This is a genomic window from Shewanella sp. 10N.286.54.B9 (assembly GCF_041468565.1).
Lineage (GTDB): Bacteria > Pseudomonadota > Gammaproteobacteria > Enterobacterales > Shewanellaceae > Shewanella.
This window is the reverse complement of the sequence record NZ_JBFRIY010000025.1, coordinates 30630-49376: the sequence shown is the minus strand read 5'-3', so window position 1 is coordinate 49376 and position 18747 is coordinate 30630. Positions and strand designations below refer to the sequence as shown.

At 44.4% G+C, this 18747-nt stretch carries 13 protein-coding genes; 5 read left to right on the top strand and 8 right to left on the bottom strand.

The annotated features are described in order from the left end of the window. Positions 1-258: 258 nt before the first annotated feature. The 4 genes from AB4135_RS09955 to ompR form a co-directional block, all read right to left on the bottom strand. Positions 259-2379: a peptidase domain-containing ABC transporter gene (locus AB4135_RS09955; protein ID WP_371992477.1), complete on the bottom strand. Its 2121-nt coding sequence runs from the start codon at positions 2377-2379 to the stop codon at positions 259-261. Positions 2380-2404: 25 nt separating this feature from the next. Beyond that, entirely contained in the window at positions 2405-3649 is a 1245-nt protein-coding gene (locus AB4135_RS09950; protein WP_371992475.1) for an HlyD family efflux transporter periplasmic adaptor subunit, read from the bottom strand. 124 nt (positions 3650-3773) lie between these two features. After that, positions 3774-5090 (bottom strand): two-component system sensor histidine kinase EnvZ, encoded by a 1317-nt coding sequence (gene envZ, locus AB4135_RS09945; protein ID WP_371992473.1) that lies wholly within the window; start codon positions 5088-5090, stop codon positions 3774-3776. 3 nt (positions 5091-5093) lie between these two features. After that, positions 5094-5819 (bottom strand): two-component system response regulator OmpR, encoded by a 726-nt coding sequence (gene ompR / locus AB4135_RS09940; RefSeq protein ID WP_371992471.1) that lies wholly within the window; start codon positions 5817-5819, stop codon positions 5094-5096. 355 nt (positions 5820-6174) lie between these two features. Here ompR and greB point away from each other — a divergent pair, with 355 nt between their 5' ends. The 3 genes from greB to AB4135_RS09925 all read left to right on the top strand — a co-directional run bounded on the left by greB (position 6175) and on the right by AB4135_RS09925 (position 11879). Next, complete coding sequence (gene greB, locus AB4135_RS09935; protein ID WP_371992469.1) at positions 6175-6660, top strand: transcription elongation factor GreB; 486 nt, start codon at positions 6175-6177, stop codon at positions 6658-6660. A gap of 583 nt (positions 6661-7243) precedes the next feature. Then, the gene (locus tag AB4135_RS09930; protein ID WP_371992467.1) at positions 7244-9583 is read left to right on the top strand and encodes a Tex family protein; all 2340 of its coding nucleotides are present in this window, start codon (positions 7244-7246) and stop codon (positions 9581-9583) included. Between the two features lie 421 nt (positions 9584-10004). Continuing rightward, positions 10005-11879 (top strand): LTA synthase family protein, encoded by a 1875-nt coding sequence (locus tag AB4135_RS09925; protein WP_371992479.1) that lies wholly within the window; start codon positions 10005-10007, stop codon positions 11877-11879. 2 nt (positions 11880-11881) lie between these two features. Here AB4135_RS09925 and AB4135_RS09920 read toward each other — a convergent pair whose 3' ends face one another. Continuing rightward, positions 11882-12370 carry a hypothetical protein gene (locus AB4135_RS09920; RefSeq protein WP_371992465.1) on the bottom strand — a complete coding sequence of 163 codons (489 nt, stop codon included), beginning with the start codon at positions 12368-12370 and terminating at the stop codon, positions 11882-11884. Positions 12371-12439: 69 nt separating this feature from the next. After that, on the bottom strand, positions 12440-13225 hold the full coding sequence (gene bioH / locus AB4135_RS09915) for a pimeloyl-ACP methyl ester esterase BioH (protein WP_371992463.1): 786 nt from the start codon (positions 13223-13225) through the stop codon (positions 12440-12442). Between the two features lie 87 nt (positions 13226-13312). Here bioH and AB4135_RS09910 point away from each other — a divergent pair, with 87 nt between their 5' ends. Beyond that, positions 13313-13996, top strand: coding sequence for a ComF family protein (locus AB4135_RS09910; RefSeq protein WP_371992461.1), 684 nt, complete (start codon positions 13313-13315; stop codon positions 13994-13996). Positions 13997-14010: 14 nt separating this feature from the next. On the opposite strand, the gene AB4135_RS09905 is transcribed toward AB4135_RS09910, so the two are convergent. Then, a complete protein-coding gene (locus AB4135_RS09905; protein WP_371992459.1) occupies positions 14011-16551 on the bottom strand; it encodes a M14 family zinc carboxypeptidase in 2541 nt (846 codons plus the stop codon). 211 nt (positions 16552-16762) lie between these two features. Between AB4135_RS09905 and nfuA the strand changes: the two genes are divergently transcribed. Further along, entirely contained in the window at positions 16763-17341 is a 579-nt protein-coding gene (gene nfuA, locus AB4135_RS09900; protein WP_020914794.1) for a Fe-S biogenesis protein NfuA, read from the top strand. Positions 17342-17407: 66 nt separating this feature from the next. On the opposite strand, the gene AB4135_RS09895 is transcribed toward nfuA, so the two are convergent. After that, positions 17408-18742 (bottom strand): MATE family efflux transporter, encoded by a 1335-nt coding sequence (locus AB4135_RS09895; RefSeq protein ID WP_371992457.1) that lies wholly within the window; start codon positions 18740-18742, stop codon positions 17408-17410. Between the last annotated feature and the right edge of the window lie 5 nt (positions 18743-18747).

The following is an 18747-nucleotide window of genomic DNA, read 5'->3' as shown; positions in this document are numbered from 1 at the left end:
ATTCACCGTACCACTACAAACACTAGCATCCAAGATTGGCTGTGGAGCTGATGGGCCTAAGAAATAACCGCGATTTCTTATCTAAGTATTACTTTTCGATAACGTGTTAAGAAAAATTTTTGAGTGTTGCATAGTGAGCAGATTACACTTGTCATCTATGCGCCACTTTTTACTTACGTTATTTTTTGTGTTCACTACTTAATTTTTATTTGATTTATGAGCCAATTACAATGTGTACTTGAACTTTTAGGGTAATCATTATATTGCCTTTATCGCTTTATTCTCTAACAGCTTTAAATTTATCTCTCTATCTGCTGAGGCAATGGTTTCTTTGCGATGGGCAATAATCACGCGGGTGATTTTCATCTGTTTAATGGCACAGTTAATATCGCTTTCTAGAGCGGTGTCTAGATGACTGGTGGCTTCATCCATAAAGAGAATTTTCGGTTGTTTATACAGTGCCCTTGCCAAGATGATCCGCTGCTTTTGGCCGCCAGATAAGCTAGAACCCATATCGCCAATCAAACTGTGGTAGCCCATTGGCATATTGCTAATGTCATCATGGATTGCTGCGAGATCAGCGCAATAGACTAACCGTTCCATGTCAACTTTATCATCAAAGAAGGCGATGTTATCGGCGACACTGCCAGAAAGCAGTTCGTCGTTTTGCATCACGGCTGCTATTTGCTGACGATAGTGTCGATGGCCGATTTGGCCTAAGGGCACACCGTCGATGAGCACTTCGCCTTTATAGGGAGAGTCTAGGCCCAACATGACTTTAAGCAAGGTTGACTTACCGCAGCCCGATGGCCCGGTTATGGCCACTGACTCGCCGGCCTTAATGTCTAAATTAATATCAGTAAGTACATCAGGGGTGGCATCGCTGTATTTAAAATAGAGGTTTTTTAGGCTTATGGCGCCTTTTATATCACTGGCTACTTGCTGATCGCTCAAGACCTCTTTTTGCTCCAAAGCGATATCTGCGATGCGCTCTAAGTGCAGGCTGAGCATTTTGAATTGGATCAATTTATCAATTAGGTTTTGAGTCTTACTCATAAATTGGCTTTTGTAGGCCATAAACGCAAACAGCATACCAGTACTGAAACCGCCTTGAATAACCAGAGTGGCGGCGACGTAGACCACCAGTATGTTTTCACAGCCAAACAGGAAGCGATTTATAGCGCTGAAGGAGATGCTAAAGTTACCTAGGCGAATATTTTGGTTAATGGCTGCCGCATAACGATTTTGCCATTGCCCTTCACGTTTAGCTTCAGAGCCAAACAGTTTGATGGTTTGAATTGCTCGCACTGACTCCATGAAGTTACTATTTTCTTCAGCTCTGGCGATAATTTCCTGCTCTGAGATTGCACGGTAAGGCTGATACATAGCGATGCGAATGATCGCATATAGCGCAACTGCAATCAGCACAATGGCAGACAACTTGGGGCTATAGTAGAAAATCATAAATAGCGTCAAAATCGCCATAATGCCATCAATGATAGATTCAACCACACCTGTGGTTAGCAATTCTTTGACTTGCTGCAACGACCCAAACCGGGATACAACGTCCCCCATATGGCGTTTTTCATAGTATTGCAAAGGTAAACGGATCAGGTGGTGGAATAAGTTGGCGCCGAGCTGAATATTCATCAGGTTACCAAAATGCAGCAAGGCAAGGCTCCGCAGTGCATTGGTCGCTATTTCAAACAGTAAAACCATGAAAAACCCAGTGGCCAACACTATTAGTAAAGAGGTGTCTTTGCTAATAATAACGTCATCGATAACTAGCTGGATATAATAGGGGGCGATTAGCGCGAAGCATTGCAGTAGCAGTGATAATGAGAAAATTAAAATCAATGAGCTTTTAAGGCCAATGATTTTGCTCCAAAAATCTGAAAACTTAAGACTTGGCGCTGGTTTTTTTTGTTCAAACTCTTTAGTAGGCCGTAGCTCCAGCGCAATACCTGTGAAGCGTTTAGAGGCCTCTTCAATAGAGACTTTTTTGACGCCTGATGCCGGGTCATGGATAACGATATGACTCTTACTGACTGATTTTAATACCACAAAATGGTTGAGATCCCAGTGCAGTATACATGGGGTGTCTAGAGAGGGGAGATCTTCAAGCTCTATTTTTAGTGGCCGAGTCGTCAATGCCATTTGCTCGGCAAACTGCATAATGTCGAGCAGCGTTGCGCCTTCTAAAGAGAGTTGAAATCGTTGCCGCATCTCATTCAGCTGCGAGACATGGCCGTAATAACCCGCAATCATGGTTAAACATGCTAGGCCGCATTCGGTAGCTTCAGACTGACGGATCATCGGTAACTTTTTATGGTTCCAAAAACTTAATTTGCTCGCTGAATTTTCTACTGCATCATCCATGCTATTTTTCCTATTCATCAAGTCTTTAAAGTTTGCCGTGAAGGCTAAAAATCGGGTCAAATAGCCATGCTAACAGTGAGCGTTGCTCCACGATGATATCCGCATCTAGCATCATATCGGCCCGCAATGGAGTTTCTTTGCCGTATGCGAGTATGGTTTGATCGGCGAGGCTGACCACAACTCGATAAGAAGGCGCTTGAATGACGCCTGGTAATTCAGTCTCTTCAGGTAAGATTACATTAGCGCTCACTTCAATGATTTCCCCATCAAAAATGCCAAACTTTTCGTAGGGAAATGCGTGATAGCGCAATCGAACACGTTGGCCAATTTCGATGAAACCAAACGCTGAGGTGGGGATAAATAGCACCGCTTGCATCTTACTGTTTTCAGGTAACACACTGAGCAAAAACTGTTGGGCATTAACTGATTTGCCAACTTTAGTTAGGATGCCGGTGACACTACCACTCATTGGAGCGCGAAGTTCAGCTAATGACTCTTGCTTCACAATCGCTAGATTAAGCTGTACTTCAGTGAGTTGGTTTTGCAGTTGATCGAGAATTTTGGTGTGCTCTATCGGCAGCTGCGATAATTGATTGCTGATTTGATTTAACTCGTTAGTCAGCGTCAGTTTTTGTGACTGAGTGCTTGAACTCTGCTGCTCAATGGTTAACGACGTATCTATCTGTCGATTGAGATCTAGCTTTGAGGTGTAACCTTGCTTGGCAAGTGTAGCCATCTGATCTGAGACATTATTATTGATTTCAATTCTTTGATTGATAATCTCATTTTGGCGTTCAAGCTCTTTCAGCTTGGCTGTGATACTTGTTCTGCTATGGGTTAACTCTTGGATCTGTAGGGTATTTTGTGAGTGTTGCTTGTTTATTTGCAGATTGAGCATATTGATTTGAAACTGATACTGGCTGATGCGGGAGTGATTTAATTCAAATCCATTGGCACCGTGTTTTAGCGACTCTACCCGTAAAATCGGTTCGCCTTGCTCCACATGCTGGCCTTCTGCAACCAGTAGCGTTTTTATGACACCAGCTTGTGGCGAAGTGAGTTTTAGTAGGCCACTATCGGGTTGCACAACCCCTACAACGCGCTCTTTTTTGCTGTATTGACCACTGGCGAGAAAGATCACGCTAACAACAATTATAATGACCAGCAAAAGGGTTAACCATTTAAAAGCTGCTGGCTGAACGAGGCTTACTGTGCCATCTAAGCGGTTTACTTTATGCTGTAAGACTTCTTGTCTAAATAACTGTTCCATGTCATTCCGAATCGCTGAACTAGCGTTAGATTGCGTTCAATTAATCTAAGGCGATTGATACTAGCTCAGAAAAAATGATATCGAAAGTGAAACTAATTTGAGGTGATAGGCTGTGGGGAGTTAACTATTCTAGCGGTAACCAAACCTGGGCGTGGAGCCCGCCTTCACTGCGATTTGTTAATATGACTTTGCCTTGGTGGCGGTCAACAATACGTTTGATAATCGCCAGCCCTAAGCCTGAACCGACACTGCCACGGGCTGTGTCACCTTGAGTGAAAGGTTCGAACAGTTTAGGAATTTGCGCCTCTTCAATGCCTGGGCCGTTATCTTCAACACTAAAGCCAAGTACTTTACCATTATATTGGGAGCTTATTCTTACCCAACCATTGCCATAGCGGTAGGCATTTTCAACCAAATTGCTCAAAATCCGTTTAATGGCGATCCCCTGCATGGGAACTGCTGGGCACTCACTGAGATCGGACTCAATTATGCCTTCACGGTTGGACTCTGCTTGGATCACATCATTGATCAGCTCATTGATCTGCTCTGGTTCACGGGTTCCCTCTTGATCTTGACGGATGTAAGAGATGAACTGATTAATAATGGCGTCCATATCTTCAATGTCATGCACTATGCCATCTTTAAGATATTGATCTTCTTCGACCATCATCTCTGATGCTAATCGAATTCGCGTCAACGGCGTTCTCAGGTCGTGGGAGATCCCTGCCATTAGTAAGGCTCTATCTTGCTCTAACTGTTTCATACCGTGAGACATCTGGTTGAAAGTATTGGTCACTTCAACAATCTCGGTTGATCCACTCAAGGGCAGAGGTTCAGGGTAGTCGCCGCGAGACACCGCAGTCGCCGCTTTTTGTAAACGCCTTAGAGGCCGGTTTTGCTGACGCGCAAACCACCAACCGCCGGCAACACTTAGCGCACCTATCACCATTAAATAAAGGGTTAATGGCGAGAGATTTTTCTCGTTTAATCCAGCGAGTGGCACTTTAATCCATATTGAAGGGGCTTGCGGTGGACGGATCCAAATTTCAAACTCTTCGCCTTGTGCAATGCGCACTTCGGCTTCACCGTCTAAATATTCCGACATTTGTGACGACAGGAAGCCGTAATAAGTTGCTCGTTCGATACCTGCTTGGCGTGCATCTTTTTGATTGTAAAACTGCATCGCATCGTCACGTACTTTAGCGTTGAGCGCATCCACCATGGTCAGGTGTTCACGGCCAACATCCACACCGTCGACGAATAACAGTTTAACTTGGCGAGCAATAAGTTGGTTAATTTGCTGGTAGCTGGGTTTAATAAAATAAACCGCTACTGAGAGATAGGACACTAGCTGATTGGTAAGCAGTAAACAGCCAATTAACATTACTGTCTGACTGAAAGAACTGCGTGGTGTTACGCGGTGCCACCATCTCTTTTTCATAGCTTATTTACGCGATGCGCCATCTGGCACAAATACATAACCTAGGCCCCAAACGGTTTGAATATAGCGCGGGTTCGCGGCATCGACTTCAATCAAGCGACGTAAGCGTGAAACCTGCACATCGATAGAACGCTCAAGTGCTGAGTAGTCGCGACCACGGGCAAGGTTCATTAACTTATCGCGTGATAAAGGTTCTCTCGGGTGACTAACAAGCACTTTCAACACTGCAAACTCGCCGCTTGTGAGCGCAATAGCTTCTTCGCCATGGTGCATTTCGCGAGTCGCTAAGTTTAGTGAGAACTCACCAAAAGTGATCTCCTCCTCCTGCTGTGTTGGTGCACCAGGCACATCAGGAGTTTGACGGCGCATAACCGCTTTAATTCGCGCCAGCAGTTCCCGTGGGTTAAACGGTTTTGGCAGGTAGTCATCGGCGCCGAGTTCAAGGCCGATAATTCTATCGACTTCATCACCTTTAGCGGTCAGCATGACAATCGGGATTGGGTTACCGACTTGGCGCAGGCGGCGGCATATTGAAAGACCATCTTCGCCAGGTAGCATTAAGTCTAATACTAACAGGTGGAAGTTTTCACGCTCCAATAAGCGATCCATCTGTTCGGCATTAGCTGCACTGCGGACTTGATAACCTTGCTCCATCAAGTAACGCTCCAATAAGGCGCGCAGCCTCATATCATCGTCGACCACGAGAATTTTTGAGGTTTCTTGTCCCATGCGTAGGATCCTTTTTTGCTAGGAGGCCAAGTAGGTATTAGGCAACTGGCTGATATTGAATATGAATTAGCTTAATATAGCCGCTTTAACATGTTGATGACTAGCAGGTAATGAGTAAAAGCTAGCTTTAAGGTCATAAATAAGTATTTATTTTATGATTAGGTTATTGAAAAATAGTGCAATAATCATCATTTTAACGCTGTTTGTAAATTGTAACTAAATTGAACAAAGTATTGTTTGCTGCACTGTCAGCTAAAAAGCTGATTTTCCCCTAGCGCGAAAATACAGTGATAGCACTAAAATATGCTATGATTTTTGGCCACAGATTATCATTTCCTTCTAAAAAGTTGTCCCTATGAGAACCAATATCGTTACCCGTGAAGGCTTCAACAAATTGCAAAAAGAGTTGAACTACCTTTGGCGCGAACATCGGCCTGAAATAACCAAAATTGTCAGCTGGGCTGCGAGTTTGGGCGATAGAAGTGAGAATGCGGATTATACCTTTAATAAAAAGAAACTACGTGAAATAGACCGTAGAGTCCGTTATTTACGAAAAACCATCGAAAATGTACAAATAGTCGATTACTCACCCGCACAAGAGGGCAAAGTATTTTTTGGTGCTTGGGTTGAAATCGAGAATGATGATGGTGAAAAGCGCTGCTTTAAAATTGTTGGTTATGACGAGATTTTTGGTCGCAATGATTACATCTCCATCGATTCTCCCATGGCGCGGGGGCTTTTGAAAAAAGAGGTTGATGACGAAGCGGTTATTCATACTCCGGCGGGTGAGCAAGTCTGGTATATCAACCGTATTTCCTACCAAGGGTTTGAGCCATCTTAGCTTGAACTAGTTATTGCGGTTTTATGAAAGCCCGAATATCAATGTTCGGGCTTTTTTGTTGAAATTTATACTGTTTTACTAACGACACCCCTCAGTGTCAAACTCGAGAATAACCGTGCTGCCACCAGTTGAACCGCTGATCTCCAAGTATCCCCTGTAATCGTTGCCTGCTGCAATATAGATATACACCAGGATGCTACTTACACTTTATTATCGCCTAGCCACGCAAGATTACGTTGGCAATCAATTTACCAAGCGTTAATCGAAAAGTAATCGGGCAGGTTATCGGTCATTAGATTGATTTTTTTGTTGGTTTTATCAGCAGTATAAGGGAGTTACATCAAGGGTACTAATAGAAACTAAGCAGCAAGAGTAATGGTCAAGTTTAACCATTAAGTCAGTGTTTATTGCTGATTTCTTTTAAGTATCAATGACAGTGTGCTGTAGCTGGCGGACTATTTTCAATCAATTAAATTAGCAAATTCCATTTTTCAGCGTTAAAAGCGCGCGTGACGACATTAAAATTACAGCTTAGCTGTGGTATCTTGAGCGCAATATTATCTATTTGGCATCACTTCACTTTATGCAAAACATTGCACAGCTTATTGCTGAAGAATTAAACGTCCGTCTTCAGCAAGTTAACGATACGATTTCATTACTGGATGACGGTGCGACAGTACCGTTTATTGCTCGCTACCGTAAAGAAGCGACGGGTGGACTTGATGATGCGCAGCTGCGTACTTTAAACAGTCGTCTTAGTTACTTACGTGATCTTAATGAGCGTCGTAACGTGATATTATCGAGCATCGAAGCCCAGAGTAAATTAACCCCTGAGCTCAAAGCTGCGATAAATGCCGCTGATAGTAAAACTCGTTTAGAAGATCTCTACCTGCCTTATAAACCTAAGCGTCGTACCAAAGGTTTAATCGCCATTGAAGCGGGTATTGAACCATTGGCCGACTTTCTGCTTGCTAATCGCGGTGCTGATTGCGAAGCAAAAGCGGCGGAGTTTATCAATGCTGCAGCAGGCTTTGCCGATAGCAAATCTGTATTAGATGGTGCGCGCTTTATCTTGATGGAGCGTTTTGCTGAGGACGCAGAATTACTGCAGAAAATCCGTAGCCACGTTAAGCAAAATGCGGTGCTTGAAAGCCGTATGGCGAAGGGTAAAGAGAAAGAGGGTGCTAAATTTAGAGATTACTTTGAGCATTCTGAAAAGTTAACTAAGGTGCCATCACATCGTGCCCTAGCGATGTTGCGTGGCCGCAATGAAGGCATGCTGAGTTTAAGTATCAATGCCGATCCAGCCAAAGAAGCGAAGCAAGCTAGCTATTGTGAAGTGATCATTGCTGAGCACTTTAAGTTGGCACTAAACGATAGCGCAGTTGACCTATGGTTAAAGACTGTCGTGAGTGCCACTTGGCGAGTCAAAATTGCACTGCAGATGGAAACTGAGTTCTTTGGCCGCATGCGAGATGACGCAGAAAGCGAAGCGATTAATGTATTTGCGCGTAACTTAGGCGACCTGCTAATGGCGGCTCCTGCGGGTGCTAAAGCGACATTGGGTTTAGATCCTGGTCTGCGAAGCGGCGTTAAAGTAGCGATTGTAAATAACACTGGTAAGCTAGTGGCACACACCACTATCTTCCCCCATGCTCCACAAAAGCAGTGGGATAAGTCAGTTAGAACCTTGGCTAATTTGGCTAAAATGCATAAAGTTGAGCTTATCGCGGTTGGTAATGGCACAGCTTCTCGTGAAACAGATAAATTAGCCGCTGAACTTATCACCATGGTCAAAGCAGAACTGCCAAGCCTGACCAAAGTGATGGTGAGTGAAGCCGGCGCATCTGTGTATTCTGCTTCTGAGTTGGCCTCAGAAGAGTTCCCTGATATTGACGTGTCCATTCGCGGCGCGGTATCGATTGCCCGTCGTTTACAAGATCCGTTGGCTGAATTAGTAAAAATTGAACCTAAGGCGATTGGTGTGGGCCAATACCAGCATGATGTTAGCCAAAGCATGCTATCTACCTCGCTTGAAGCTGTGGTTGAAGATTGTGTGAATGGTGTGGGTGTTGATGTGAATATGGCATCAGCTGCACTGCTGGCACAGGTGGCTGGGCTTAATAAAACCTTAGCGCGAAATATTGTGACTCACCGCGATGAACAGGGACGTTTTACCAACAGGAAGTCACTGCTTAAGGTTGCGCGTTTAGGGCCTAAAGCCTATGAGCAAGCTGCTGGATTCTTGCGGATCAGCGATGCGGAAAACCCATTAGATGCATCATCTGTTCACCCTGAGGCCTATTCTCTGGTTGAGGCTATTGCTAGTGCAAAGCAACAATCAGTTGCCAGCTTAGTCGGTAATAGCGAACTGTTAACCAGTATCGACGCTAAAGACTTTATCACCAGTGATTTTGGCCTGCCAACGGTGACCGATATTTTGGCGGAGCTTGATAAGCCTGGACGCGATCCTCGTGGTGAATTTAAAACGGCGACCTTTAAAGAGGGTGTTGAGCAGATAGGCGACCTTAAGCCTGACATGATCTTAGAAGGTGTGGTCACCAATGTGACTAATTTTGGTGCCTTTGTTGATGTAGGCGTACACCAAGATGGATTAGTGCATATCTCTTCGATGACTGAGAAGTTTATTGATGATCCACATAAAGTGGTTAAAGCCGGTGATATTGTCAAAGTTAAAGTGATGGAAGTAGATGCTGAAAGGCGTCGTATTGGCCTTAGCATGCGCTTGACTGATAAAGCAGGCGAGGTTGTGAAACCAGCGCCACGCCCTTCGAATAATGCCGCAAAGCATAAAGGGGCTAAAGCGCAGTCTCAGTCGCACAATAAAGCTAAGCCAAAGCAGCCTGCCAATGCAGCGATGGGTAATGCTTTTGCTGATGCGTTTGCCAAACTGAAAAAGTAACCCACAAATTATCAGCCATAAGCCCCAACAGATGTGATATCTGTTGGGGCTTTTTTGTGCTCAATTTATATCAGCTCTTCTAACTTCACTACGCTCTTCACTCATTAACTTACCTAATAACCACTATACTCTCACTGAGCGATCTATAGGTTAATGAGGGAAAAAATGTGCGCTATGTTAGTTAAAACGACGGTAACTGAGCGATAACGTTTAAATAGCTTGAATATAACCTGGTAAAGGATATGTTATATCACGTTTAAAATTTGAAACTTATTGGCGACATGGAGGTCTGAACTAATTGGAAAACGCTTCATAGAAAGCGTTCACAGAACAAATTAGGATTACCATTTTGACTCGTTCACATACTTTAGGGCCGTTTCGCCCCATTATAATCTTTGCCGCTATCTCGTTAGTGATCATTATGCTCAGTCGATTAGGGTTGGCGATTTGGCAGTTTGATCGTGTTGATGTAGCTGCTGGTTGGTCACATTTATTGCTACAGGGCTTACGTGTTGATTTTGCGACTATGTGTTGGCTTTGGGGCGCCGCAGCGCTCGGTACCGCTATTTTTTCTGGCGAGCACTTGATTGGTCAAATCTGGAACAAAATATTACGTGTTTGGCTGACGCTTGGCCTCCTCACTTTAGTCTTCCTTGAGATATCAACACCTTCATTTATTGCTGAATATGGTGTTAGACCTAACAGGTTATATGTCGAATACTTAATTTACCCTAAAGAAGTGTTTTCAATGCTGTGGGCGGGTAGAAAGTTTGAATTGATTTTATCTGCACTTATTAGTGGTGCTGTGATTTTTGGTGGTTGGAAGCTAAGTGGTTACCTAATAAGCCAAAAGCAAACCTATCCTCGTTGGTATTGGCGTCCAGTATTAGGCGTGCTAGTGATAGTTATCGCGCTTTTAGGTGCGCGTTCAAGCCTGGGACATCGTCCACTTAACCCTTCTCTGGTCGCCTTTTCGAGCGATCCGCTAGTCAACTCATTAGTGACTAACTCTGCTTACTCTTTAGTGTTTGCTATAAAACAAATGGGCAATGAAGCCGATGCTGCAAAGATATACGGCAAACTGCCTAAAGAGGACGTGGTTAATATTATTCGTCGTGAAAGCGGCAGACCACTCACTGACTTTTTGTCAGATGAGTACCCGAGCATTTCTAAGAACACTGCCAGTTATCAAGGCAAGCCAAAGAACTTGGTGATTATTTTACAAGAGAGCCTTGGCGCAAGGTTTGTAGGCAGTTTAGGTGGCTTACCGTTAACGCCGAATATTGATGAATTGTCGAAAGAGGCGTGGGCGTTTGAACGCATGTACGCCACTGGTACTCGCTCTGTGCGTGGAATTGAGGCCGTAGTGACAGGCTTTACTCCGACTCCAGCGCGTTCAGTGGTAAAGCTAGGTCGTAGCCAAACTGGCTTCTTTACCTTAGCGTCGCTATTAAAGGAACATGGCTACCGCAATCAGTTTATTTATGGCGGTGAAAGCCACTTCGATAATATGCGAAGCTTTTTCTTGGGTAATGGTTTTACTGATATTGTTGATGAGTCAGATTACACCAATCCAAATTTTGTCGGTTCTTGGGGCGCTTCTGATGAAGACCTAATGAATCGGGCAAATGATGAATTTGAGCGCATGCATAGCGAGGGGCAGCCTTTCTTCAGCTTGGTCTTTAGTTCAAGTAATCATGATCCATTTGAGTTTCCTGATGGGCGTATTGAATTGTATGAGCAACCTAAGCAAACGGTGAACAATGCGGTTAAATATGCCGATTATGCCGTGGGTGAATTCTTTAAAAAAGCCAAACAGTCTGACTACTGGAAAGATACTATTTTTGTGGTCGTGGCAGACCACGATAGCCGAGTCGGTGGTGCTGAATTGGTACCTATTTCCAGATTCCGTATTCCAGGCCTGATCTTAGGTGAAGGTATAGAACCAAAACTTGATCCCCGTGTTACTAGCCAAATAGATTTAGGGCCGACGCTACTCTCTTTAATGGGCGTGAGTGATAACTATCCGATGTTGGGTCGTGACTTGACCAAAACTCCAGATGACTGGCCGGGACGTGCGTTAATGCAGTACAACAAAAACATGGCTTATCTTCGTGGTGACGATGTGGTTATTTTGCGCCCAGAGAAGCCGGCGGCAGGCTTTGTTTACGATGTGGATGCAGAAAAGCTTCATCCTAAAACTCAGTCCGATGAGATGAAAGAAACGGCTTTAGGTTGGGCACTATGGGGAAGTATGGCTTACCAACATGGGTTGTATAGCGATAAGAAGTTGTAGCTTTATACTGTGGTAAGCATGTCGGGCTCAGATTTTGGCTGAGTCCGAGTTTGATAAAATGCCTCTATATGTGCACCAAAGGCGCGGTAGAACTGTAACGTTTCATTCGGTAAATGTTTACTCTCTGCCGTTGCTTGTTTCTCTGCGGGCTGATTTGGTAGCTTGATGTCACTGCGCTTTAATGGTGAGCGGTAACTCAATAGCTGTTTTAAATCCAGTGCTGGGGGGCGCTTTTGTTGCTCCTGCTGAGATTGCTCCTGTTGTGACCCGCCTTGCTGCTTGTCCTGTACTGAACCACGTAACTTTGCCTGTGCTTGAGCTTGTTCGGCTGTACGTTCATTTTGCGGGTTAAAGGCGCGTTCCTCATGACCTTTACTGGCTTGTGGTGGCGGCAATACCGGTGGACGCTGTTGGTTATCCGTGCGCGCAGAGTCAGTCGCTACATTAGAGGTAGAGATGGGCACATTAGGATAATTGGTAACAACCAGCATAGACAATTCCATTTCAAGTCATGGTTAAATGTTAACCAATATTGACTTAATAATAAAGCTGTTTTGCTATTAAGAGTGTTGATTTGTTGTACTTTTAAGCCACTCTTGCACGCAGGTAACAAACTCATCTGTATGGCTGATAAAAGGCGCATGAGAAGCTTTTACCAGTATAGTGTCTTGAGTATTTTCCATCACTGGCATCAGCTTTATTACCCTGCGGGGAACCAGCCCATCAAGCTTGCCCCATATTCTCAACCAAGGTTGCTTTATCGTAGAGACTTGCTCTCTTAAATCAACATTAGCTAGCATCGCTAGTCCCTGTTCAAGTGCAACAAATTGCGCCTGCGGTTTAGCTAACACCCACTCTCGTAACTGTTTAATATCCCCTTTAGCGGTTTGGCTGCCCATAGCTTGAATGGCAAGAAAACGCTCAATGGTCTTATTGAGATCTTGCTGTAACTGGCGAGCAAACTGCTCCAACACGCTTGCAGGGATCCCTGGCCAAGCCTCCTCTTCACGCGCCATAAAGCAGGGAGATGAGGCAATGGTGCACAATCCGCTGACATGTTGTGGATACTTAACTGCCGCTAATGAGGCAATTAACCCTCCTAGTGACCAACCGATCCAGATAGCGGGTTGCGGTACGTTTGCAATGATAGTCGCAAGCCAGTCGTCTATTTCACCGTTAACGATTGGGCTATCACCAAAACCGGGCAGATCGACAAAGTGAAACCTATACTCAGGTAACATGTCAGGCAAAGCGTTAAATACAGCGCTATTGACGCCCCAGCCATGTAGCACCACAACATCGATACCTTGACCAGCTGATTTGACATGTAACTTAGTTTGACTCACAGACTTATCCTGTTGTTTTGATCATAACGTGTATGAAAAAGGAATTTCATTATTACTCAATCTGCCTTGCTGCGAAGGCTCGCGGCTATGTTACCCAATCGCTGCTTAATGTGCCATCAACAGATTTTATCGAATCAAACTGGTATCTGTGCTGTTTGTTTAGAGGCCTCTATTTATAACACTCCCGTTTGCCTAGGCTGCGGTAAAGAGATGCCTTTACTGGCTGAATATTGTGGAGGATGTCAGCGAAAAAACAGTTTAAAGGTCATTGCGGCTTGCCGTTATCATGATGGTCTTGGGCATTGGGTTGGACAGATAAAGTATCAGGCTCAATTTGCGATAATAGAGGTGATGGTTGATGCACTCATTAGGCGATTACATTTTTTAGATGAGCAAGGTTTTGTTAAAATGCCACAAGCAATTATTGCTGTGCCATTACACCCGCAGCGCCTAAGAAAACGAGGCTTTAACCAAGCTTGGTTGATTGCAAAAACACTGTCGACTAAGTTACAACTGCCGCTGCTTGATGGTGTGATCATTAGGCAAGCAAACACTTTGCCTCAGGCTGGGTTATCGGGTGCTATGCGTCGAAAAAATCTGCTCGATGCCTTTAGCTTAACTGCTGATATTGGTCAGCAGCGGGTCGCCATCGTCGATGATGTGGTCACCACTGGCACCACTGTTTCAGAAATCTCTAGTTTGTTATCTAAGCAGTATATCGATGCGCAAGTCTGGTGCCTCGCAAGAGCTGAGGCGCCAGGGCTCAATTAAAAGAGTGGCAACGGTTAATGAAGCGCAGGTATAAAATAGAGCGCATTGGCGTAAAGTTTTTCTGAGCCGAGCCAGATATTCCTAAACAATAGGTTATCAGTCAATGCAACGACCGCCCCTTTACCTCTGGACTCAACGATAACCGCTGGTGAATTAGCAAAACTGCTCTGATATTCTTGCGCCATATAGCCACTTAATAGTGGCTGTGAGGAATAGCTTGCTGCGACGCTAAAGTCGTTAGTTGCTTGTGCAAACCCAAGCGCTTTGTTTTTCATAACCGCTAAACGATTGCCGCTAATACCAAAGTTCATAGGGTGGCTCTTGTCTAGTTTCAACTCCACAATTGCACCACCAATCTCTTGTCTGGCACTAAAGGAGGATTTTTTATCGAAAGTAAGGCCTGCACCATTAAAGAGCTGTTTATAAAAGCGCTCCCCCCTAAGGCTAGTTTTGAGAAAGTTAGCTTTATTGAGCCAAGCGAGTGCACCTTTTTGAGCGATGACTATGCCACCATCAGCGGTAAAAGGAGCTAACTTACGAGCGAACTTCTCATCTAGGCCACTGTAACTGCCGCCAGCCAGAATAATATGACTGTAGTTACTGAGTTTGATGGTGCTGAGGTTATTAATATCGACTAAGGTTGTCGGTACTTTAAGTTGTGAGTCCATGTAATACCAAATCTGACCTACTTCGGGTATTGAGGTGCCTTTACCGCTAATAATTAGCGGCTTGATTGGGCGAACAACTTTAAAGTCTGGGCTGCCTAAATCGATCCCGCTCACCGAACTGCTCGAATTAGTGGCGGTAATTTCTAGTTGCATCTCTTGGCTGAGCTTAAGCAGCATTTTATTTAGATCATTGGCTGAGTGCCCATCTTGCTTCAAGGGGATCTGTAACGTGCCTGCAGGGAAGTCTAGTTGGCTATTATTGCTTTTTATTGCAAATGGTTTAGCGGCAAATTTGACCTGAACACCATGGCTAAGCAGTCGCTGTAATGCCGCAGCGGCTTGCTGTTGACGCCAATCAATCAATAAAGCAACAGCTTTAGGTGACCATTTAGGCTGCTTAAACTGCGGTGCTGTTTGACTCAATACACTGAGTTCGAGTTTGACATTTTGCCGTACGGTTAGGTTTAAAGCGTGTTGCAAATTCCAGGTCGAGACATCGTAAAAAGTCGGATCATTGAATTCAGTTCTATTATCAAATAGGGCTGTTAATAATGAGCTCTGGGCTTGATGATCGGGTACGAAGATACTGCTGTCTACCTCAAATGACCCTCCGCCTTGAGTCAATGGGTTGGTCAGGTAGTAATATTCTATATGGTGCTGCGATAACAGAGCCGTTAGCTGCTTAATACGTTGATTATCATTGGCTGTAGAGATCAAACGTCCAGACTGACGAGGTTTCTTTTTCTTGGGTTTTTGGTGCTTATTGCTGAAGAACTCAGTTTGGTAATCTTGCAGCTCCGACTTGAGGGCTAATGCACCTTTTAAGCTTGAAATAGAGGTTGCGTACTGATTATCTATCGCTTCATTAAAACGAACAATACCATTGCTTGAATCCTGCTGTTGGCCGCGAGCACTAGCCTGTTCAAACAATACGCCGATAGCGCCATTGATATCGGGGTAGGTTGAGCCTTTGCCATAAAAAAAGTCATCAAATAATTGGCGGCTAAAATAGCTTTGTTTTTTATCATCTAATACTGCTTGGTAATAGGCGGCTAGCTTTATGGTCAATTTTTGATTTGCTGCCGGTGTTAGTGGGTGAGTGCGCTCAGGTACACCGGGTTGAAAAAAGTAAGTTTGGTTGTGGCCCATTTCGTGAAAATCACCAACATAGTGGGGCTGCCAACGGTGAAACAGTGCAACTCTTCCTTGAGATTCAGGGTGTCTGAGAAACAACCAGTCTCGATTTAAGTCTGCCAGATAATGGTTACTTCTGCCGCTTGGCCAGCCTTGTTTATGTTCCTTATGGTTTGGATCGCTAACAGCTACTTTGCCTGCATAACCATTGGCCCAAGTTGAAAACCTATCCATGCCATCGGGGTTCTGGCTTGGGGTGATCAGCACCACGGCATTCTCGAGTAGATTGGTGACCCATTTGTCTTCACTGGTTGCCAGCATGTGGCTTAGTTTTAGTGCAGCATGGGCACCACTTGCCTCATCGCCATGTATTGAATAGGCCAGCCAAATAACTATTGGGCCAGACTGGTCGCCAAGATACTTAACTTGTTGCCGTTGTTGGAGTATTTTATCTAGTTGTTGTTGATTATTGACTGAGGTAATGACAGCCGTAAGTTGCTGGCGTCCCTCATGGCTGCTGCCAGTATTTTCTAGCGATACTCTTGGGTTCTGCTGTGCTATCTCTTTTAGGTAGTAGTTGACTTGATCATGACGGAGTAGGTGTTGCCCAAGTGGGTAGCCAAGAAACTCTTCAGGACTGGTAGTGGTGACTCCATAGAGTGGATTATCAGTCAGTCGGGTCTTTTTTGCCTCTGCGGAAACAGAGAGCAACATCAAAAAAACCAATACAAAGGTAACAGCAGTTTTCAGCATCGAAATGTTCATTATATTTATAATATTACGCTTAAATTAGCAGCTCCACGGCGACAAAACCATAAGCAACCGAGATAAAAAATTGTGATCAAAATAGCAATAATTCGCTTTGTGTGACCATTAAGGGCTATAAAGCGCGACTCAGTAGGAGTATTATAGGGCTAATTCTTACTAAAACACTCAGGTTTATTCCTGACGGAGCTATGTTTTCATGATTACCATTTCCGAAACAGCTCAGGCGCATTTTGTTAATTTGTTATCAGATCAGCCTGAAGGAACTCACATTCGAGTCTTTGTTATCAGCCCTGGCACAGCGCAGGCTGAGTGTGGTGTTTCTTACTGTCCACCAGATGCTGTTGAAGCAGATGACACAGAACTAGAGTTTAATGGCTTTAATGCCATGGTTGATGAGAAAAGCGCTCCTTTTCTTGAAGAAGCCACCATTGATTTTGTCACTGACCAGTTAGGTTCACAACTAACGCTGAAAGCACCAAATGCTAAGATGCGTAAAGTCTCTGGTGATGCACCATTGGTTGAGCGTATTGAGTATGTGATCCAGTCTGAGATCAACCCACAGCTAGCAAGCCATGGTGGTAACATCATGCTAGTAGAAATCACTGAAGATGGCATTGCCGTGCTACAGTTTGGTGGTGGTTGTAATGGTTGTTCTATGGTTGATGTAACGCTTAAAGATGGCATTGAAAAGCAGCTACTTGATATGTTCCCTGGCGAGCTGACTGGCGTTAAAGACGTTACCGAGCACCAGCACGGTGATCACTCTTACCAGTAATAGCAATCAGTAACGTTATGATTGAATTGAAAACGCGACCATTGGTCGCGTTTTTTATACTTATTGCTATTCGTCGAGTACTTTTTTTAGTTTAAACCAGTAATGTGCAGATAATGTTAGGCTGCGAGCCAGCATGAATGCACTCATCGCTGCCCATAGGGCATGATTTCCCTGATCTTGCAGTAAATACCAGGTGGGGAAAAACACTCCAAATGTCGCAATAATCATGCTGTTACGCATTATTTTACCTTGTGCTGCACCGATATAGACACCATCAAAAAGATAGGAGCCAAACGCTAGCAGTGGCAAAAATATCAGCCAAATAAGGTAGTCATTAGCGACCTGTTGCACCTGTGAAATACTGGTAAGCGTGCTAATAATATGACTGCCAGCGCCAGCAAAAAAGAGGGTGAAACCAATGGCTGCAATGGCTGACCATGCCCAAGCGAGAGTGACGGACTCTCTCATTAATTTAGCATTTTTTTGACCATAAGCTCTACCAACTTCGGCTTCTGCGTAATAGGCAATACCGTCAAGCGCATAGGAGATGAGTAATAGTAAGTTTAACAGCACTGCATTGGCCGCCACCGTATTATCACCTAGGCTAGCACCGTAAAAAGTCATGAAGGTAAAGGAGAGTTGTAAGCATAAACTACGGACAAAAATATCGGTATTGAGGCTAATCAGCTTGCGGTAACTGTGCAGTGTCAGTTGCTTGCAAATCGTCAGTAGTTGAAAACCAGCTAAACGATTAAGTTGACGTTTAACCAGTGTTAGTGCAACCGCAAAACCAGCCATATCAGCAAATACAGATGCCAACGCTGCACCACGAACGCCCCAATCTAAGCCAATGACAAACAGTACATCTAAAATAATATTGACCAGATTGGCTATAATTAGCTGCCACATGGCAGCTTTTGGTTGTTGTCTACCGAGTAACCAGCCAAGCATGACCAGGTTTAACAGTGCGAATGGAGTTGACCAGATCCGTACTTGGAAATACTCACGGCAATAGCGTTCGACCTCGATACTGGCGTCGGACATTGCCATGGCTAGATTGACGATTGGTAATTGCAATAATACAGCGGCAAGCCCGAAGATTAACGCTAGACTGCCTGCTTGCACGAGTAGTTTGTATTGTTGTTGAATGTCATTTGCACCATAGGCTTGAGCAACTAATCCTGTGGTTGCCATGCGTAAAAATCCAAGTAACCATATAATTAAGGTTATAATCGTTGACCCAACAGCCACACCGCCTAAATAATAGGCATTACTGAGATGGCCGACGACCGCTGTGTCGACGAGACCAAGTAGCGGCACAGTAATATTCGACAAGATCATTGGCAATGCCAATGCGAGAAGCTGTCGATTCTTTTGTTGGTTTAACAGTATGGCAATCATTATAG

Bases quoted from the DNA above. Each gene is read 5' to 3' on its own strand.
- ompR (WP_371992471.1), bottom strand. From the start codon at position 5,819: ATGGGACAAGAAACCTCAAAAATTCTCGTGGTCGACGATGATATGAGG.
- AB4135_RS09895 (WP_371992457.1), bottom strand. From the start codon at position 18,742: ATGATTGCCATACTGTTAAACCAACAAAAGAATCGACAGCTTCTCGCA.
- AB4135_RS09905 (WP_371992459.1), bottom strand. From the start codon at position 16,551: ATGCTGAAAACTGCTGTTACCTTTGTATTGGTTTTTTTGATGTTGCTC.
- greB (WP_371992469.1), top strand. From the start codon at position 6,175: ATGAGAACCAATATCGTTACCCGTGAAGGCTTCAACAAATTGCAAAAA.
- AB4135_RS09910 (WP_371992461.1), top strand. From the start codon at position 13,313: ATGTTACCCAATCGCTGCTTAATGTGCCATCAACAGATTTTATCGAAT.
- envZ (WP_371992473.1), bottom strand. From the start codon at position 5,090: ATGAAAAAGAGATGGTGGCACCGCGTAACACCACGCAGTTCTTTCAGT.
- AB4135_RS09920 (WP_371992465.1), bottom strand. From the start codon at position 12,370: ATGCTGGTTGTTACCAATTATCCTAATGTGCCCATCTCTACCTCTAAT.
- AB4135_RS09925 (WP_371992479.1), top strand. From the start codon at position 10,005: ATGCTCAGTCGATTAGGGTTGGCGATTTGGCAGTTTGATCGTGTTGAT.
- AB4135_RS09950 (WP_371992475.1), bottom strand. From the start codon at position 3,649: ATGGAACAGTTATTTAGACAAGAAGTCTTACAGCATAAAGTAAACCGC.
- AB4135_RS09955 (WP_371992477.1), bottom strand. From the start codon at position 2,379: ATGGATGATGCAGTAGAAAATTCAGCGAGCAAATTAAGTTTTTGGAAC.
- AB4135_RS09930 (WP_371992467.1), top strand. From the start codon at position 7,244: ATGCAAAACATTGCACAGCTTATTGCTGAAGAATTAAACGTCCGTCTT.
- nfuA (WP_020914794.1), top strand. From the start codon at position 16,763: ATGATTACCATTTCCGAAACAGCTCAGGCGCATTTTGTTAATTTGTTA.